At 73.1% G+C, this 17,192-nt stretch carries 20 protein-coding genes and 3 tRNA genes; 8 read left to right on the top strand and 15 right to left on the bottom strand.

Translation table 11 applies throughout. The features are described 5' to 3' along the window. The first annotated feature begins 213 nt into the window (after nt 1–213). Complete coding sequence (gene rpmB / locus AB0C84_RS43325) at nt 214–408, top strand: 50S ribosomal protein L28 (protein WP_067632165.1); 195 nt, start codon at nt 214–216, stop codon at nt 406–408. 122 nt (nt 409–530) lie between these two features. Here rpmB and thiD read toward each other — a convergent pair whose 3' ends face one another. The 3 genes from thiD to AB0C84_RS43310 all read right to left on the bottom strand — a co-directional run bounded on the left by thiD (nt 531) and on the right by AB0C84_RS43310 (nt 3,295). Further along, nucleotides 531–1,334, bottom strand: coding sequence for a bifunctional hydroxymethylpyrimidine kinase/phosphomethylpyrimidine kinase (thiD, locus tag AB0C84_RS43320; protein ID WP_361078001.1), 804 nt, complete (start codon nt 1,332–1,334; stop codon nt 531–533). 56 nt (nt 1,335–1,390) lie between these two features. After that, nucleotides 1,391–2,272 carry a cellulose binding domain-containing protein gene (locus AB0C84_RS43315; protein ID WP_361077998.1) on the bottom strand — a complete coding sequence of 294 codons (882 nt, stop codon included), beginning with the start codon at nt 2,270–2,272 and terminating at the stop codon, nt 1,391–1,393. Between the two features lie 102 nt (nt 2,273–2,374). Beyond that, the gene (locus AB0C84_RS43310) at nt 2,375–3,295 is read right to left on the bottom strand and encodes a thiamine-phosphate kinase (RefSeq protein WP_361077995.1); all 921 of its coding nucleotides are present in this window, start codon (nt 3,293–3,295) and stop codon (nt 2,375–2,377) included. A gap of 132 nt (nt 3,296–3,427) precedes the next feature. Between AB0C84_RS43310 and AB0C84_RS43305 the strand changes: the two genes are divergently transcribed. Together AB0C84_RS43305 and AB0C84_RS43300 are read left to right on the top strand one after the other, a co-directional pair. Further along, on the top strand, nt 3,428–3,661 hold the full coding sequence (locus AB0C84_RS43305) for an Lrp/AsnC ligand binding domain-containing protein (protein WP_141577613.1): 234 nt from the start codon (nt 3,428–3,430) through the stop codon (nt 3,659–3,661). After that, nucleotides 3,654–4,127, top strand: a complete 474-nt coding sequence (locus AB0C84_RS43300) for a DUF3515 domain-containing protein (protein WP_361078004.1) — start codon at nt 3,654–3,656, stop codon at nt 4,125–4,127. Before AB0C84_RS43305 ends, AB0C84_RS43300 begins: the two co-directional genes overlap by 8 nt. Before the next feature lie 13 nt (nt 4,128–4,140). Here AB0C84_RS43300 and AB0C84_RS43295 read toward each other — a convergent pair whose 3' ends face one another. The 10 genes from AB0C84_RS43295 to AB0C84_RS43250 form a co-directional block, all read right to left on the bottom strand. Then, on the bottom strand, nt 4,141–4,692 hold the full coding sequence (locus AB0C84_RS43295; RefSeq protein WP_361077992.1) for a nuclear transport factor 2 family protein: 552 nt from the start codon (nt 4,690–4,692) through the stop codon (nt 4,141–4,143). Continuing rightward, complete coding sequence (locus tag AB0C84_RS43290) at nt 4,692–4,886, bottom strand: ferredoxin (RefSeq protein ID WP_258938509.1); 195 nt, start codon at nt 4,884–4,886, stop codon at nt 4,692–4,694. Before AB0C84_RS43290 ends, AB0C84_RS43295 begins: the two co-directional genes overlap by 1 nt. Then, on the bottom strand, nt 4,883–6,223 hold the full coding sequence (locus AB0C84_RS43285) for a cytochrome P450 (RefSeq protein ID WP_361077989.1): 1,341 nt from the start codon (nt 6,221–6,223) through the stop codon (nt 4,883–4,885). The genes AB0C84_RS43290 and AB0C84_RS43285 overlap by 4 nt, the downstream gene beginning before the upstream one ends. Continuing rightward, nucleotides 6,220–6,999, bottom strand: coding sequence for an SDR family oxidoreductase (locus tag AB0C84_RS43280; RefSeq protein WP_361077986.1), 780 nt, complete (start codon nt 6,997–6,999; stop codon nt 6,220–6,222). Before AB0C84_RS43280 ends, AB0C84_RS43285 begins: the two co-directional genes overlap by 4 nt. Next, complete coding sequence (locus tag AB0C84_RS43275; RefSeq protein WP_361077983.1) at nt 6,999–8,195, bottom strand: cytochrome P450; 1,197 nt, start codon at nt 8,193–8,195, stop codon at nt 6,999–7,001. Before AB0C84_RS43275 ends, AB0C84_RS43280 begins: the two co-directional genes overlap by 1 nt. 10 nt (nt 8,196–8,205) lie before the next feature. Beyond that, on the bottom strand, nt 8,206–8,772 hold the full coding sequence (locus tag AB0C84_RS43270; RefSeq protein WP_258938505.1) for a TetR/AcrR family transcriptional regulator: 567 nt from the start codon (nt 8,770–8,772) through the stop codon (nt 8,206–8,208). An 80-nt stretch (nt 8,773–8,852) separates the two neighbouring features. After that, nucleotides 8,853–8,936 (bottom strand) — tRNA-Tyr (locus AB0C84_RS43265). 25 nt (nt 8,937–8,961) lie between these two features. Then, nucleotides 8,962–9,034, bottom strand: a tRNA-Leu gene (locus AB0C84_RS43260). Nucleotides 9,035–9,039: 5 nt separating this feature from the next. Continuing rightward, nucleotides 9,040–9,113 (bottom strand) — tRNA-Leu (locus AB0C84_RS43255). A gap of 224 nt (nt 9,114–9,337) precedes the next feature. After that, nucleotides 9,338–10,783, bottom strand: a complete 1,446-nt coding sequence (locus tag AB0C84_RS43250; protein ID WP_361077980.1) for a protein kinase — start codon at nt 10,781–10,783, stop codon at nt 9,338–9,340. Between the two features lie 223 nt (nt 10,784–11,006). Here AB0C84_RS43250 and AB0C84_RS43245 point away from each other — a divergent pair, with 223 nt between their 5' ends. The 4 genes from AB0C84_RS43245 (at nt 11,007) to AB0C84_RS43230 (ending at nt 14,515) form a co-directional block, all read left to right on the top strand. Further along, complete coding sequence (locus AB0C84_RS43245) at nt 11,007–12,467, top strand: aldehyde dehydrogenase (protein WP_361077977.1); 1,461 nt, start codon at nt 11,007–11,009, stop codon at nt 12,465–12,467. Continuing rightward, nucleotides 12,464–13,198: an SDR family oxidoreductase gene (locus AB0C84_RS43240; protein WP_361077974.1), complete on the top strand. Its 735-nt coding sequence runs from the start codon at nt 12,464–12,466 to the stop codon at nt 13,196–13,198. The genes AB0C84_RS43245 and AB0C84_RS43240 overlap by 4 nt, the downstream gene beginning before the upstream one ends. Further along, complete coding sequence (locus AB0C84_RS43235) at nt 13,195–14,070, top strand: NAD(P)-dependent oxidoreductase (protein ID WP_361077971.1); 876 nt, start codon at nt 13,195–13,197, stop codon at nt 14,068–14,070. The genes AB0C84_RS43240 and AB0C84_RS43235 overlap by 4 nt, the downstream gene beginning before the upstream one ends. A 73-nt stretch (nt 14,071–14,143) precedes the next feature. Then, nucleotides 14,144–14,515 (top strand): carboxymuconolactone decarboxylase family protein, encoded by a 372-nt coding sequence (locus AB0C84_RS43230; protein WP_312879112.1) that lies wholly within the window; start codon nt 14,144–14,146, stop codon nt 14,513–14,515. Here AB0C84_RS43230 and AB0C84_RS43225 read toward each other — a convergent pair. Then, nucleotides 14,512–15,084: an acetamidase/formamidase family protein gene (locus AB0C84_RS43225; RefSeq protein WP_361077968.1), complete on the bottom strand. Its 573-nt coding sequence runs from the start codon at nt 15,082–15,084 to the stop codon at nt 14,512–14,514. The genes AB0C84_RS43230 and AB0C84_RS43225 overlap by 4 nt on opposite strands. A gap of 159 nt (nt 15,085–15,243) precedes the next feature. Here AB0C84_RS43225 and AB0C84_RS43220 point away from each other — a divergent pair, with 159 nt between their 5' ends. Continuing rightward, nucleotides 15,244–17,103: a beta-propeller domain-containing protein gene (locus tag AB0C84_RS43220; RefSeq protein ID WP_361077965.1), complete on the top strand. Its 1,860-nt coding sequence runs from the start codon at nt 15,244–15,246 to the stop codon at nt 17,101–17,103. A gap of 10 nt (nt 17,104–17,113) precedes the next feature. On the opposite strand, the gene AB0C84_RS43215 is transcribed toward AB0C84_RS43220, so the two are convergent. After that, a partial coding sequence (locus AB0C84_RS43215; RefSeq protein ID WP_361075027.1) for an integrase core domain-containing protein occupies nt 17,114–17,192 on the bottom strand: 79 nt, incomplete at its 5' end.

The raw sequence follows: 17,192 nt of genomic DNA, 5'->3' as shown, positions 1-17,192 counted from the left end.
ACGTTCAACACCGTGGCGTCCCGGGACGGGCGGGGCATAGGCGGATTCTCCATGGGCGGGGCCGCGATTCGCTAACCCGACGCGCTGTCGGCTAGTCTGGTCCACGCGCCACGTTCGTGGCGCTCATCAGTGAGCGCCCATGATGCCCGGCCCGCCCGAGGCGGCAGCCGGGTGGCGCTCCGATCAGAGCATCGACACCACTTGGAGTTTCCCGTGGCTTCCGTCTGCGACGTCTGCGGCAAGGGACCCGGTTTCGGCATGCGCGTCTCCCACTCGCACCGCCGCACCCCGCGCCGCTGGAACCCCAACATCCAGCGCGTGCGCGCCGTCGTGAACGGCAGCACCAAGCGGATCAACGCCTGCACGTCCTGCATCAAGGCCGGCAAGATCGTCAAGCCGACGGTCTGAGCCCTGCCGGACCGCCCCGGCGGGGCGGTCCTCTTCACGGCTTCGGTCGGCTCATCGGGATTCCCGGTGAGCCGACTTTCGCATTCCCGGGCGGTGCCGCCGTCGCGGGTGCCACCCGCCGTTCAGCCGCGGTGCCGCCAGGCGTGGTCGACGGGGCCGATGCCGGCGCCGAGCGGAAAGCCCGCCGCGATCGCGCCCGTCACGTACTCCTTCGCCTTGGCCACCGCGGCCGGGACGTCGTCGCCGAGCGCCAGGTGTGAGGCGATGGCGGACGCGAGCGTGCAGCCGGTCCCGTGGGTGTGCCGGTTGTCGTGCCGGGGCGCGGTGAAGCGGTGCTCGCGCTCCCCGTCGAACAGCAGGTCGGCGGGCTCGCCCGGCAGGTGCCCGCCCTTGATCAGCACCCAGGCGGGGCCGAGCGCCTTGACCGCCTCGGCGGCCTCGCGCAGCCCCGACTCGTCCACGACCTTGACGCCGGTGAGCTGCTCCACCTCGTACAGGTTGGGCGTGACGACGGTGGCGGCGGGCAGCAGCGCCGAGCGGACGGCGTCCACGGCCTCCGGGGCGAGCAGCGAGTCGCCGTGCTTGGAGACGCCGACCGGGTCCACGACGGCGGGGGCGTCGGACGCGGCGAGCGTCTCGGCGACGATCTCGACCAGGGCGCTGGACGCGAGCATGCCGGTCTTGATCGCGTGGACGCCGATGTCGGACAGCACCGAGTCGATCTGGGCGCGCACGGCCTCGGGCGGCAGCTCCCAGTAGCCCTGGACGCCGAGGGAGTTCTGCGCGGTGACGGCGGCGACGACGCTCATCCCGTGGACGCCGAGCGCGAGCATGGTCTTCAGGTCCGCCTGGATGCCGGCGCCGCCGCCGGAGTCCGAGCCCGCGATGGTGAGCACGAGGGGCGGGGCGGAGGCGGTGCGCGTCATGCTTCCCACTTTATGGTGATCTGCCGGAAGCGGCGATCCGCCGGGGGCGCCCGATCTCAGACCAGCGTGCAGGGCAGCCTGTTGAGGACGCAGGCGGACGGCTTGGACGGGGCGCCCTGCGCGGCGAACACGATCCGCACGGTGCCGCCGGGGGCGATCGCGGTGCGGCCGCGGACGAAGGGCACCCGACCGGTCCGCACGACGGTGGCGCCCCTGACGGCCGTGACCGAGACGTTCGGGATCTTGAAGGCGAGCGCCCACGCGGTGACGGGGCGCTGCCCCTTGTTGGCGATGGTGGCGGTCGCCTTGAACCCGCCGGGGGTGCGGGAGGCGACGCGGAAGGCGACGACGAGGCCGTCGGGGCGGCCCGCGCCGCGGCTCGCGCGCCCGCCCGGGCCGCGCTCGGTGATCTGGTTGTCGCGCGGGTCGGTCTGGCTGGTCTTCGGGGCGCCGCCCGCGAAGTTGAGGGAGATCTGCTGGGTGCTCAGCGCGTACGAGACGATCCCCACGGCGATGACGAGCGCGACGATCGGGAGCAGCGGGAGGGGCAGCATGGAGACGATCTTCGTCCAGCCGCTCTTGCCCGGCCCGCTCGTCTCCGGCTCCGGCGCGGCCGGCGAGTCCGCGGGTTCGGGCGGCCCTCCGCGCGGCTGCTCGGAGCCCGCCGGCGCGGGTGCGCCCGGGTAGTCGCCGGGATAGTCCCCGGGGAGCGGGGCGAACCGGTACGGGTCGGCCGGCGGATCGTGCTGGCGCTCGGCGCCCGGCGGCGGGCCCGACCTGACCTGGTCGTGCGGCGAGACGTACACCTGGTCGTCGGTCGGCCCGGAGAAGACGTCGTAGGAGGGGTCGACAGGAGCCCCGAAGTATGGCCCTCGCGACGCTTCGGCGCCCGGTACGGGGTCGTCGTCCGGTTGCTCAAGCCTGGAGTGTCGTCCCATCCCATCCCTCTTCGATCACAGGATGTATACCAAACCCGTCCCAAGCATGCCTACCGGAAGTGTCAACGCACACGGCTGTACGCGCTGCGCGCTCCGAGGCGTTCAGACTGGGAAATGATCCCATGCTCCGGGGGGCGGACGGCGCCCGTCCACGCGCACCCCGGCCCCTTCGGCGACGGTTCCGATCCGTGTCCAGAAGGGGGGCAGGACGGCGTCTGCCGAAAAGGTGCCGGCGAAGGCGTGGTCCTCACCGCCGGTGAGCGCGAGGGCCCGTCCGTCCGGCCCGAGGATCTCCGGGACGGGCACGCGGGCGGAGTCGACGTCGATCCGGACGCCGCTCGCGCCGGCGATGTGCCCGAGGTCCTGGACGAGCCCGTCGCTCACGTCGAGCAGCGCGGTGGCGCCGTGGGTCCGCGCCTCCTCCCCGGCGGTGTAGGGCGGCTCGGGACGGCGGTGCGCCGCGAGCAGTTCCTCGGGGCCGTCCCGCCCGGCCTCCAGGAGCGCGAGCCCCGCGGCGGCGAAGCCGAGCCGGCCCCGGACGGCGACGACGTCGCCCGGGCGCGCCCCGGACCGGGTGAGCGGCGACGCGCCGCCGAGGTCGCCGAGCGCGGTGATCGCGAGGGTGACCTGCGGCGCGGCCACGACGTCGCCGCCCGCGACCGACGCACCCGCCGCGCGGCACTCGTCGGCGAGCCCGTCGTAGAGCCGCTCGGCCCACCCGGCGCCGGTCGCGGGCGGGGCGGCGAAGCCGACGAGCAGCGCCGTGGGGTTCGCGCCCATCGCGACGACGTCGGCGAGGTTCTGCGCGGCGGCCTTGCGCCCGATGTCGTAGGGACCGGACCAGTCGCGGCGGAAGTGCCGCCCCTCCACGAGCAGGTCGGTGGTGGCGACGACGCGGCCGTCCGGCGCGGCGATCACCGCGGCGTCGTCGCCGGGGCCGAGCCGGACCGCCGGGCCCTGGGGCAGCCGCCGGGTCAGGCGGCCGATCAGGCCGAACTCGCCCAGCTCCCCGATCGTGCCCATCTGCGCTGTTCCCCCGTTTTCTCGCGTTTCTCCCGGTTCGTACCGGGCACGCCGTACCCCGACCGCCCATGGCAGCGCGTAACACGATACGGTGACCGTCCGACGGTTGATTCTCCGCTTGGGGAGGACGTGATGGTGCAGGCCTACATCCTCATCCAGACCGAAGTCGGCAAGGCAGCCGAGGTGGCGGGCCACATCTCCGGCATAACGGGCGTAACCCGGGCGGAGGACGTCACCGGACCCTACGACGTGATCGTCCGAGCGGAGGCGCGGAATGTGGACGAGCTGGGCAAGCTCGTCGTCGCGCAGATCCAGGCCGTCGAGGGGATCACGCGGACCCTCACGTGCCCGATCGTCCATATCTGAACGCTCCGCGGCACCACTCCGCTCCCTGGCCGCCCTCGGAGGCCTGGCGCTGCTCGCCGCCGCCTGCGGCGACGGGGCCGTGCAGGTCCCGGCTCCGAGCCCCGGCGCGGCGACACAGCGGCTCTGCCAGGGGCTGCGGCTGCCCGAGAAGGTCCACGGGCAGAAGCGCCGCGACACCTCCCCGGACTCGCCGCTGACCGCCGCGTGGGGCTCCCCGGCGATCGCGCTGCGCTGTGGCGTCCCCCTGCCCGCCACCCTCCGTCAGACGTCCCAGCTGGTGACCATCAACGGGATCGACTGGTTCGGGCAGCCCGCCGACCGGCCGGTGACCTTCACCGCGGTGGCGCGGCAGGCCTACGTCGAGGTGACGGTGCCCCCGAAGTACAACCCGGCCGGGGACGTGCTGATCGAGCTGGGCCCGTCCATCAAGGCGACGATCCCCGCCAAGCCCGAGGGGCAGCTCTGACCGACGGCGCCGGTCACCAGATCGGGACCGGGCTCCGCCCTCGCGGGTAGTAGCCGGGGATCGGCTCCCCGGACGCCGCCCGCTCCAGCCGCCGCTTCATCCCGTCCGACAGCACCCCGGCCTTCATCATCTCGACGAACACCGACGTGACGTTGCCGAGGTCGAACCAGTCGCGCTGCCGCGACCAGCGCCGGTCGCCCGCGTACCGGAACCAGGACCCGCCGATGCCGAGCACCTCGTACGGCGTCCCGTCGGGGCGGCGCGCGTCGGCGACCTGCTTCCAGAACCCGACGACCTCGCCTTTGCGCTCGTCGACCAGGATGCTCTGGTACGGGTAGGTCCAGCCGTCCAGGCCGCCCATCTCCGAGCCGAGCGCGATGTCGCGGATCTCGTCCCGGCCGACGGCCATGAAGTCCTGGTCGGGGCCGATGTTCCAGCCGTAGGTGGCGTCCTCGGTGTAGAGGTCGGCGAGCGGGCGCCAGTCGCCGGCCTCCTCGCAGCGGCGGTTGGCCTCCAGCCAGTGCTCGACCATCGTGTCGAGCTCTTCACGGGGGAACGCGGGCATCACGACTCCAGCAGTTTGAGGGCCTGGGTGGGGCAGTAGCGGACGGCGGAGGCCACCTCGGCGCGCAGGTCCTCGGGCGGCTCGGCGTCCAGGACGCGGACCCTGCCCTTGGCCGGCACCTCGAAGACGTCGGGGGCCTCCAGCTCGCACATGGCGTGTCCCTGGCACAGGTCCAGGTCGGCCTCGATCCTCACCGGCGCCTCCGGCGGTAGCGGACGGCGCAGGGCTGGGCGAGCTGGACGACCATCTTCGAATGGTCGTTGCGGTAGCTCTCGGGCGGCTGCGCGAGCTCGAACTCCCAGTCCCGGAGCAGCACCGAGAAAATGGCCTTGAGCTGCATCATCGCGAAGTTCGCGCCGACGCAGCGGTGCCGGCCGGCGCCGAACGGCACCCACGTCCAGCGGTGGAGCAGGTCCTCCTCGCGGGGCGCGGCGTAGCGCTCGGGGTGGAAGGCGTCGGCGTCGGGGAAGTCGGTCTCGATCCGGTTGGAGACGGCGAGGCTGCAGCCGACCATGGTGCCCGCCGGGATGCTGTGCCCGAGCACCTCCTGGTCGGACTGCGCGACCCGCAGCAGCAGGATCAGCGGCGGATGCAGCCGCAGCGCCTCCTTGACCGCCGACTCCAGGTTCGGGATGGCGCGCAGCGCCTGGAACGACACCTCGCGGCCGTCGGCGTACAGCTCGTCCAGCTCGCGGACCACGCCGTCCAGGAGGCCGGGGTGGCGGAGCAGCTCGATGAGCGTCCAGGCGGCGGTGCCGGACGTGGTGTGGTGCCCGGCGAACATCATCGAGATGAACATGCCGGTGACCTGGTCGGCGTCGAACCTGAGCGTGCCGTCCCCGTCCCTGATCGACATCAGCACGTCGAGGAGGTCGCGGTCCTGCCTGGGCGGGTCCGGCGGCCGCGCGTCCATGATCTGCTGGACGAGCTCCACCAGCGCCGTCCGCGCCGCGTCCCGCCGCCGGAAGCTGTCGATGTCGGCGTACGGGTCGACGTAGGCGATCGCGTCGGTGCCGCGTTCGAGGTCGTGGTACAGGTCGGCGAACCGGCGGTCGAGCTGCTCGCGGAACTTGCGTCCGATGAGGCACGCGGACGAGGTGTAGATCGTCAGCTCGGCGAAGAAGTCGAGCAGGTCGATCTCGCCCTCCGCGCCCCAGCCGGCGACCATCCGGTCGACCTCGGCGGAGATCGTCGCGGCGTGCCCCTTCATGAACGAGCCCTTGAGGGCCTGGTTGTGCAGGGCCTCGCGGCGCTGCTCCGGCGTCGCGTCGAACACCACGCCCTCGCCGAAGATCGGCGTCATGAACGGGTACGCCTCGGCCTGGTCCAGCTCCTCGTCGGGGGCGCGGAAGAAGAACTCGTTGGCCTCCTCCCCCGACAGCAGCACGACGCGCCGTCCGGCGAGGCGGAACTCGCCGACGTCGCCGCACTCGTCCCGGACCCGCCGCATCAGCCCGATCGGGTCCGAGCGCAGCTCCTCCAGGTGGTCGGGCCCGCCCGACACGACGCGCGGCTCCACCAGTGCGGTCACGACTCCTCCAACGGGGCTTCGGGCTGTACTTCGACGAGCCGGAGATGGGCGCCGCGCGGGGCCGCGACGATCGCGGCGACGGCGGCGGCGACGTCGGACGGGCGCAGGAAGTAGGGGTGGCGGGCGTGGCCCCACCTGCCCCAGTCCTCCAGGACGGCGCCGGTGGTCTCCGCGTCCCAGCTCATGCCCATGCCGGTCGCGGTCGGCCCGGGCCGGACGATGGACGCCCGCACGCCCGTCCCCTCCAGCTCCATCTGCATGGTGCGGGCCATCCCCTCCACACCGTTCTTGGCCGCGACGTAGGCGCCCGTCCAGGACCGCGGGGCGGGGACGGTGTCGGAGGAGACGAACACGATGTCGCCGCGCCTGCGCGCCACCATCTGCGGGACGAAGTGCGACACGAGCCGGTGCGCGCCCACGAGGTGCACCTGCACCTGCGCGAGGAACTCGGCGGTGTCGAGCTCGTGGAGGCGTCCGGCGGACAGGTCGCCGGCGCTGGAGACGACGATCTCGATGGGGCCGAGCGCGTCGGCGGCCGCCGCGGCGAACGCCTTGACCGAGTCGGAGTCGGCGACGTCCAGCGGGTGCGCGAACGCCTCTCCCCCGCCGGCCCGGACCGTGGCGGCCAGTTCCTCGCACCTGTCGGCGCGCCGGGCGCCGAGCGCGACCGGGTGCCCGGCCATCGCCAGCGCCGTCGCCGTCGCGGCGCCGATCCCCGACGAGGCACCGGTCACCACGGCCGCGCGCCGCCGCGGATGGGGTTCGAACCTGGGCATCAGCGCACCTCCACGCGCACGGGCAGCGCGGCGAAACCGCGCACGTTCACCGAGTGCACGCGCTCGGCGCCGTCGTGGTCGATCTCGTAGGAGGAGACGCGGCGCACGAACTCGGTCAGCGCGATGCGCGCCTCCAGCCGCGCCAGGTTCGCGCCGAGGCAGAAGTGCCTCCCGCCGCCGAAGCTGACGAGCTGGGAGGTGTCGCGGTCGAGGTCGTAGGCGTCGGCGTCGTCGAACACGCGCGGGTCGCGGTTGGCCGACCCGACGAGCAGGAGCACGCGGTCGCCCTCGCGGACGCGCCGCCCGTGCAGCTCGACGTCCCGCACGACCTTCCTGGCGAGCATCTGGCTGGAGGTGTCGTAGCGGAGCGTCTCCTCGACCCAGTCGTCCACGCGGGACGGGTCGCGAAGCGGCTTGGCGGCCTGGTCCGGGTTGCGCGCCCCCCAGTACAGGGCGTTGGCGAGCAGCTTGGTGGTGGTCTCGTTCCCCGCGACCACCATCAGGAACAGGAACGCGATGACCTCCTCGTCGTCCAGCCGGTCGCCGTCGATCTCGGCGTCGAGCAGGGCGGAGGTCAGGTCGCCGGTCGGCGCGCGGCGCCGCTCGGCGACCATGTCCTGGTAGTAGCCGACGAGGGTGAGCGCCGCGTCCATCCCGGCGGGCGGGACGTCGTTCAGCCCCTCCTCCCGGTGGACGACGGTGTCCGCGAGCCGGCGCACCTCGGCCCGGTCGGCCTCGGGGACGCCCATCATCTCCGAGATGACGTCCATGGGCAGCAGCCCGGCGAAGCCGGACACGAAGTCGAACTCGCCCTTCTCCAGGGCGGGCTCCAGATGGCGCCTGGTGAGCGCCAGGATGCCGTCGCCCAGTTCCTTGACCCGCCGCGGCGTGAAGCCCTTGGACACCAGGGCGCGCATGCGGGTGTGGCGCGGCGGGTCGAGCGCGAGGAACGACATCGTCCGGGGCGCGTGCGGGCCCCAGGCGCTCGGCTCCACCGAGACGCCGTGGGAGTTGGAGAACGTCGCGTGGTCGCGGAAGGCGGCGGACACGTCGGCGTGCCGGGACAGCGCCCAGAAGCCGATCTCGTCGTTGCGGTAGAGGGGCGCCTCCTCGCGGAGGCGCGCGTAGAGGGGGTAGGGGTCCTCGTGGACGGCGTAGTCGAAGGGGCTGTAGGAGACCTGCGCGGCAGGGTCCACGGCCGTCACCTCACTCGGGGGGTTCGGGCAGGATGAGCTCCGCCATCTCGGCGAGCCGGTCGGCCATGCGGGCGTAGGACGTGTAGCCCATGCCCGCGTACAGGAGCGCGCCGGTGTAGGCCAGTTCCAGCGCGCCGAGGATCTTGGGGTCGTCGTGCTCGCGCAGCGCCGCGCGGAGCCGTTCGCGGATCGCGTAGCCGATCCGCATCCGCAGTTCGCGGACGTCGGGGTCGGTGCCGAGCAGCGCGGTGGTGCACGCCGCCGCGAGGTCCGGCTCGTCCGACACCAGCAGCGCGATCTCGCGGAGGGTCCCCACCACCCGTTCGCGCAGCGTCCCGTCCGCCTCGACCGGGGGCAGGGCGCTGAGCCGCCGCCAGAACACCTCGGTGATCAGATGGTTCTTGGAGGCGAAGTAGGTGTAGGCGGTCGCGGGCGCCACGCCGGCACGGCGGGCCACGTTGCGGACGGTCAGGCCCTCGTAGCCGGTCTCGCCGACCTCCACCACGGCGGCGTCGGTCAGCCGCCGCACCGTGTCGGCCTGCCGCTCGGTGAGGCGGCGCCGGGTGGGCTCGGTCATGGGTTCGGGTTTTCCGGACACGTGTCCAGACATTAGTTCAGAAGTTGGCGGCGCGCAACGCCCCGCGCGTCCGTCCCGGGTGAGGCGGGTGGGATTCGAACCCACTCAGTCAGCGACACTTGGGTTACAGCCAAGCCCGACTCTCCGAACGTCGGCGCCGCCCCTCGCGCGGGCCGCGGGCCCGCGCCGTACCTCCGGAGGGATTCGAACCCCCAGCGCACAGCACCTCATGCTGCCGTCTCTGCCGTTGGACTACGGAGGCTTGCGTGCGGCTCCCGGGATTCGAACCCGGAACGTCCACTTCCTGAGAGTGGCCTCTCTGCCTGTTGGAGTAGAGCCGCGGGGAACTCGCGAAGGGCGTCGTCGCGGCGGCTCGGCCGGGCCTCTAGGAGACGGGATACCGGCCGGGGCGGGCGTGCGACGCCGAGGGCAGTCGAAGTCGATACTGCTCCAGAGCCATGGCCGGTCCTCCTCTCGGGCGTCTCGCGTCACCGTCCCTGTCTCGGACGGGCTGACGTCGTCAACGGTGCCACCGGCGGCGCGGCGGCCGCAACGGGTTTTCCGCTCAGTTCTCGTCCGGCAGGGCCGCGCCGAACGCCACCAGGGCCCAGAACGCGACCATGATCCAGCCGAGCGCGATCCCCGTCACCGCGAGCCCGAGCCCGCGCTCGCCGGAGCGCCGCAGCCGCACCCAGGCCATGTGCCCCGCCACGATCGCGGGGATGGACGGCAGCCCGCACGTGATCAGCCCCACCGCGCCCATGGACACCGCGTAGATCGCGAGGCTGTTCATCGGCGGCTTGGCGTGCGGATGGTGCGCGGGCTGGTACTGGTGAGGCGCCTGGGTGGGGTGGCCCTGGTACCCGGTCTGCTGCTGGTAGCCCGTCTGCTGCTGGTATCCGGTCGGCTGCTGGTAGACGGCCTGCCGGGCGTCGATCGCGTCGGCGTAGCGATGCCAGCTCTCCGCCTCGGCGGTCCGTCCCTGCCCGCTCAGCAGGACCGCGAGGTTGCGCATCGCCGCCGGGTCGCCGGCCTGCGCGGCCTGCCGGTACTGGCCCTCGACGAGCGCCGCGGCCTCCCCCGCGGCGAGCGCCGGCGCGTGCGTCCCCGGGGTCTGCGAACGGGACGGCGCCTCCGTGTGCGGTGGGGCGGGTGTTTCGGCGCGGTGCCGTCCGGGCGCCTGGGTGTCCTGCGTGGAGGGCGCGGGCTGCCGGCCCCCGCTGGAGATGAGGCCGTCCAGCAGCGACTGGGCGGACGGCCGCCGCGCCGGATCCTTGGCCAGCGCCGCCCGGACGGCCTTGAGCAGCGTCCCGTCGAGCCCGCCCAGGTCGGGTTCGCCGCTGATGATCTGGTGGATGACCGCCGGCAGCGAGTTGCCGCCGAAGCACGGCCCGCCGCGCGCCGCGAAGGCCACGGTCGCGCCCCACGCGAACACGTCGGACGCCGGGGTCGCGCCGCGCCCGTCCAGCTGCTCGGGGGCCATGAACGCGGGCGTGCCGACGATGCCGCCGGTCGCGGTGAGGCGCGTCCCGTCCAGGGAGCGCGCGATGCCGAAGTCGATGACGCGCGGCCCGAACGTGGACAGCAGCACGTTGGCGGGCTTGAGGTCGCGGTGCACCACGCCCGCGTCGTGGATGGCGGTCAGCGCGGTCGCGATGCCGACCGCGACGGCCTCCAGGTCGGCGCCGCGCAGCGGCCCCTCCTTCGCCACGGCGTCGTCCAGGCTGGGGCCGTTGACGAACTCGGTCACCAGGTAGGGCGGGTCCGCGCCGGGGTCGGCGTCCAGGACCGGCGCCGTGCAGAACGGGCGCACCCGCTTCGCCGCCGCGACCTCCGCCTCGAACCGCGCGCGGTACTGCCGGTCGGCGGCGTACTCCCGCCGGATCACCTTGAGGGCGACCTTGCGACCGGACGCGTCCAGCCCCGCGTACACCGTTCCCATGCCGCCCTCGCCGAGACGGTCGACGACCCGGTAGGGGCCGATGCGTTCCGGCAGGTCGGCGTGCGGCACGGACATTCCCCTCGGGACGGCGATCGGCGCTACAAGCCTGGCACATCCCCACGTTTCACGCGGCCCCCTCCGCGATCATTCCGGACCGCGGCGCCGCAGGCCCCGACCACGTCCCCTGCCCGGCGATGAGCGGGGGCCGGGTCGCGTCCGGCAGCGGGATGCCGTGGGTGAATTTGCGGGGGCGTCTTGCGTTTCGCCGGGGGCTGAACTGTAGTCTGGACAGGTGTCCAGAACAAACGATCGCTTGCTTCTGGTGGACGGGCGTCTCGTCCCCGGGGCGGGCGGCGCCTTCGAGACGATCAATCCCGCGACCGAGGAGGTGCTCGGTACCGCCGCCGACGCCTCCGCAGACGACATGGACCGGGCGATCGCGGCCGCGCGCCGCGCGTTCGACGAGACCGGGTGGGCGACCGACCACGCCTTCCGCGCGCGGTGCCTGCGGCAGCTCCGGGAGGGGCTGCGGCGGCGGGCCGACGAGCTGCGCGAACTCACGATCCAGGAGGTGGGCGCGCCGAGGTTCCTGACGTTCGGGGCCCAGTTGGACGCGCCCGTGGACGACCTCGCGTGGTTCGCGGACCTGGTCGAGGACTACGCCTGGGAGCGCGACCTCGGGCGGGCCGAGCCGATGGGGATGCCCAGCCACCGGCGGGTCGTCCGGGAGGCGGTGGGCGTCGTCGGAGCGATCACCCCCTGGAACTTCCCGCACCAGATCAACCTCGCCAAGCTGGGTCCGGCGCTGGCGGCCGGCAACACGGTGGTGTTGAAGCCTGCGCCCGACACGCCCTGGTGCGCGGCGGTGGTCGGCGAGGTCATCGCGGAGGAGACCGACATCCCGCCGGGCGTGGTCAACGTGGTCACCTCGTCCGACCACGCGCTGGGCGCTCAGCTCACGCGGGACCCCCGCGTCGACCTGGTGTCGTTCACCGGGTCCACGGCGACGGGACGCAACGTGATGGCGAGCGCGGCCGGGACCCTCAAGCGGGTGTTCCTGGAACTCGGCGGCAAGTCGGCGTTCGTGGTCCTGGACGACGCCGACCTGCGGGCCGCGTGCTCGTACGCGGCGTTCGCCGGGATCACCCACGCCGGGCAGGGGTGCGCGATCACGACCCGGATCCTCGTCCCGCGCGAGCGCCACGACGAGGCCGTCGAGATCACCGCCGGGGCGCTGGCGAAGCTCGGCGCCGGGGACCCGCAGGACGACCGGACGATCTGCGGCCCGGTGATCTCGGCGCGGCAGCGCGAGCGGATCGAGGGCCACCTGGAGCTGGCGGTCGAGGACGGCGGCGCGTTCGCGTGCGGCGGCGGCCGTCCGGAGGGCCGCGACAGGGGCTTCTGGATCGAGCCGACGCTGATCACGGGGCTGACCAACGACTCCCGCGCGGCGCGCGAGGAGATCTTCGGACCGGTGCTGGTGATCCTGCCGCACGACGGCGACGACGACGCGGTGCGGATCGCGAACGACTCGCCGTACGGGCTGTCGGGCGCGGTGCACGGCGGGGACGTCGCGCGGGCGCGCGGGGTCGCGCGGCGGCTGCGCACCGGGACCATCAGCGTGAACGGCGGCGTCTGGTACGGCGCGGACGTCCCGTTCGGCGGCTACAAGCAGTCGGGCATCGGCCGCGAGATGGGCGTGGCCGGTTTCGAGGAGTACCTGGAGACCAAGTCGATCGCGGAGGGCGTGTGAGGTTCGAGGGAAAGGTCGCGGTCGTCACCGGGGCCGCGCAGGGAATCGGCGAGGCGTACGCGCGGGCGCTGGCGTCCGAGGGCGCCCACGTGGTCGTCGCGGACGTGGACGAGCGCGGCCGGGACGTCGCGGACGACATCAAGGGCCTGTTCGTGCGGACGGACGTGTCCGACCCCGCGTCCGTGGACGCCATGGCCGGAGCGGCCGTGGAGCGGTTCGGCGGGATCGACCACCTCGTCAACAACGCCGCGATCTTCGGGACGATGAAGCTGGACTTCCTCTTCACCGTCGACTGGGACTACTACAAGAAGTTCATGTCGGTGAACATGGACGGCGCCCTGCTGTGCGCGCGCGCCTGCCACCCCCACATGCGGGCGCGCGGCGGCGGTTCCATCGTCAACCAGTCGTCCACGGCGGCGTGGCAGTACTCGGGCTTCTACGGGCTGGCCAAGGTCGGCGTCAACGGCCTCACGCAGCAGCTCGCGCACGAGCTGGGCAGCATGAACATCCGCGTGAACGCGATCGCGCCGGGCCCGATCGACACCGAGGCCAACCGGGCGGTCGTGCCGGGGAACATGTCGCAGAAGATCGTCCGGGACAGGATGGCGCTCAAGCGGATGGGGTCGCCCGGGGACCTGGTGGGCGCCTGCCTGTTCCTGCTGTCGGACGACGCCGCGTGGATCACCGGTCAGATCGTCAACGTCGACGGCGGCGAGGTGTTCCGGGCATGAGCGAGGCGCGCGTCCCCCCGGAGGGTGAGCGCATGGCGGTCGGCTTCGTCGGGCTCGGGCAGATGGGGGCGCCGATGGCCGCCCATCTGGCGGGCGCGGGGCTGACCGTGTACGACGCGCGGGCCGAGGCGATGGCGCCGCTGGTGAAGGCGGGGGCGCGGGCCGCGAAGAGCGTCGCCGAGGTGGCCGCGCACTGCGACCTGGTCTCGGTCATGGTCCGGGACGACGCCCAGGTCGTGGAGGTGGGCGAGGAGGTGCTCGCGAGCGCCCGTCCGGGCACGGTCCTGGCGGTCCACTCGACGATCCGGGCGCGGACCGCCGAGGACCTGGCCGTGCGGGCGCGGCGCTACGGGATCGAGGTGGTGGACGCGCCGGTGAGCGGCGGGTTCATGGGCGCGAGCGCGGGGAGCCTCGCGGTCATGGTCGGCGGGACGGACGAGGCGTTCGGGCGCTGCCGCGAGCCGTTCGGCGCCTGGGCGGACCTCGTCCTGCACATGGGGCCGGTCGGCGCGGGCACCCGCGCGAAGCTGGCCCGCAACATGCTGCACTTCATCTCGTTCACCGCCGCGGCGGAGGCGCAGCGGCTCGCGGAGGCGGCCGGGGTGTCGCTGCGCAAGCTCGGCCGGGTCGTCCGGCACACCGACGCGATCACCGGCGGCGCGGGCTCGATCATGCTGCGGCCGACGACCGCGCCGCTGGCTCCGGACGACGATCTGTACGACATCCTGCGGCACACGCGGGACCTCGGTGAGAAGGACCTGTCGCTGGCGCTGGAGCTGGCGGACGAGCTGGGGGTCGACGTCCCGCTCGCCCGGATCGCTCTCGATCGGTTCGGTGCGGGGCTCGGGTTGGTGGGAGAGGCCGATGACTGAGCGAAGCGAACCGGGGGGCGTGGGGGGTCGGCCCCCCACAGAGAACACGCCCGAGCGAAGCGAACCGGGGGGCGTGGAGGGGCGGCGGGAGCGCGGGCTGGAGATGATGCGCCGGGTGTACGGGTGGGAGGTGTCGGACGGGCCCGGCGACTTCTTCGGGATCACCGTGGAGCACCTCTTCGGCGACATCTGGACGCGGCCCGGGCTGAGCATGCGCGACCGGCGGCTGCTGCTCGTCGGGGTCCTCGCCGGTCAGGGGCTGAACGACGTCCTCGACATCCAGATCCCGGCGGCGCTGGCCAACGGGGAGCTGTCCCCGGACGAGCTGCGCGAGATCGGCGTCTTCCTCACCCACTACATCGGCTGGCCGCTCGGGTCGAAGCTGAGCGTCCAGATCGACACGCTGATCGCCAGGCACGAGAAGCGCGCCCGGCGGGACGGTTAGCAGAGGCGCGGGGCCGGGTCGGGCATCAGCATCGGCCCGGTCACGCGGAACCGTTCGACGCCCTGCCGGGTGAGGCTGACGCGCAGGTCGATCCAGCCGGCGGCGCCGGGCTCGCCGCATTCGTAGGCGCCTCTGCGCGGGAAGTGCAGGTCGCCCACCGACAGCTTCGCGCCCCGGACGTGCACCGGCAGCAGGAGGCGGGAGCCTGCGGAGAGGGGCGCGATGAGGCATCCGCCCACGTCGCGGCCGCGCGCGTCGCCGGGGACGGCGACGGGGCCGGACGGCGCGCAGCCGATGATCCCGGGGTGGCCGCCGGCGTCGCGTGCGCCTCCGGGGCGCCCGACGGCCAGCACGTCCACCACGATCACGTCGCCGGGTTCGGCTCCGACGACGACGAGCGGGCCGCACAGCAGGGTCCCGAGGCCGGGTTCCCGGCCGGGGCACTCCATCCGGACGGACCCGCCCGTGATGACCTCCGCCACGCCCGGGATGTCGGGGTGCCAGTGGGAGTGTCCGAGAACGTCCCGCATCCCGGGGTCGCCGAGGTCGAACATGGCTGGTGAGGGCATCGGGCAGTGCTCCTTCCGGCAGGGGACAGGCGATGCTCCGATCGTGCCCAGCCGCTGTTTCCGGACGGTTTCGGCGCGCTGACGCTCGCGTAAGACGGCCTTCACCGGAAAACGCCGCCCTCCGGGGAACCAGGCGGCGAGGGCGGGCGTCCAAGGTCCATGCGTGGTCGCATCTTCCTCCCGGTCGCGACGACGCTCCTGCTGGCCGGGACCGCCGCGTGCACCCCGTCCGAGCAGGCCCCCGACCGGGACACCGAGGCCCCGCCGGTTCGGCTCGTCGCCTATCGGGGCTGCGACGCGCTGCTCGACGAGCTGCGCCGCGCCACCCTGGACAAGGTCGGCCCGTACGGGCTCGATGGCGTGCCGGTCGACGGCATCGAGGCGCTGGCGAAGGCGCCGAGCGCGGGCAAGGTGCCCGGGGGTCCCGCGCCCGCTCCGGAGCACTCCACGACGAACTCGCACGAGCCGGGCGCGGACGAGCCCGATCTCGTGAAGACCGACGGCCGCAGGATCGTCGCGTTCGCCCAGGGGCGCCTCAGGATCGTCGACCCGGCGTCGCGCAAGGTGACGCACACGCTGGAACTGCCGGGCGGCACCCGCTACGACAACGGGGAACTCCTGCTCAGCGGTGACCGCGTTCTCGTGCTCACCCGGCAGGCCAGAGCCATCCCGTTCGAAGGCCCGGGGCGGCCGTTGCCGGGCCGAGCACTGCCCCAGCCGACGCAGACGACGCGCCTCACGCTGGTCGATCTGTCCGGCAGGCCGAAGGTCGCCGGGACGATGACGTCCGGCGCCGACTACCTGGACGCGCGGCAGACCGGCTCTACCGTCCGCGTGGTGATGAGGTCCCTGCCGCGCATCGACTTCCCCGGTGGCGACGGCGAGAAGAAGTCCGTCACAGCGAACCGGGAGGCCGTGCGGAGGGCCCCGCTTGAGGCCTGGCTCCCGTCCTTCGACGTGGAGGGCGGGACGTCGTACAGAACGCCGTGCGACCAGGTCAGCCGCCCGTCCTCGTACGCGGGCTCCTCGATGCTGACCATGCTGACCTTCGACCTGGCGAAGGGCCTCGGCGACCCGCAGCCGGTCGCGGTGACCGCCGACGGCTCGACCGTCTACGGCAACGGGGAGAGCCTTTACGTCACCGGCACTCCCCCAGCTCTGTTCGAGTGGCCGCGCAAGAAGGCGGTCGAGCCGCGCACGGACGTCTACAAGTTCGACATCCGCGGTAGCGGGCGCCCCAGCTACGTCGCCTCAGGCTCGGTGAAGGGCTTTCTCCTCAACCAGTACTCGATGTCGGAGCACGAGGGGAACCTGCGTCTGGCCGCGACGACCAGCCGGATCGGACCTGGCAGCAGGGCGTCGCAGAGCTCGGTGTACGTCCTGGCCCGGCACGGCCCGCGACTCGACCAGATCGGACGGCTCGACGGCCTCGGCAAGGGCGAGCAGATCCGCTCCGTCCGGTTCATCGGTACCACCGGCTACGTCGTGACGTTCCGGCAGACCGACCCGCTGTACGTCGTCGACCTCCGCGACCCCCGCCGTCCCCGGACCACCGGCCAGCTCAAGATCAACGGCTTCTCGGCCTACCTGCACCCGACGGCGGACGGGAAGCTGCTCGGCGTGGGCCAGGACGCCGACGCCTCCGGCCGGACGAGCGGCCTCCAGGTGTCCCTCTTCGACGTCTCCGCCGGGCCCCGCAGGCTGGACGCCTACAAGCTCCCCGGGGCCGCCTCCCAGGCGGAGTTCGAACCGCACGCGTTCCTGTACTGGCCGAAGACGGGCCTCACGGCCGTCCCGGTGACGCCGCGGGACGGCGGCCCGCCCGAGACCCTCGTCCTCAAAGTCACTGGCGCGGGCGTCACGAAGCTCGGATCCGTCCGGCCCCCGGGCAAGGATCCCGGCGACGGCGCCGGCCGCTCGCTCGTCATCGGCGACACCCTATGGACGTTCTCCGGCGCGGGCGCGCACGCCGTCGACGCGTCCACCCTCAAGGGCGGCGACTGGCTCGCCTACCGCTAGCTGTACTTGGTCATGATCTTGGTGACAGTCGGGTGATGGGGGGCTTGCCGCCCAGAGCTGAGTGGGGGCGTTGGGTGTTGTAGTGCTCA

Source organism: Actinomadura sp. NPDC048955 (assembly GCF_040649435.1).
Classification (GTDB): domain Bacteria; phylum Actinomycetota; class Actinomycetes; order Streptosporangiales; family Streptosporangiaceae; genus Spirillospora; species Spirillospora luteofluorescens.
Note: the sequence above shows the minus strand (reverse complement) of the source record. Positions and strands in the feature narration are given on the sequence as shown.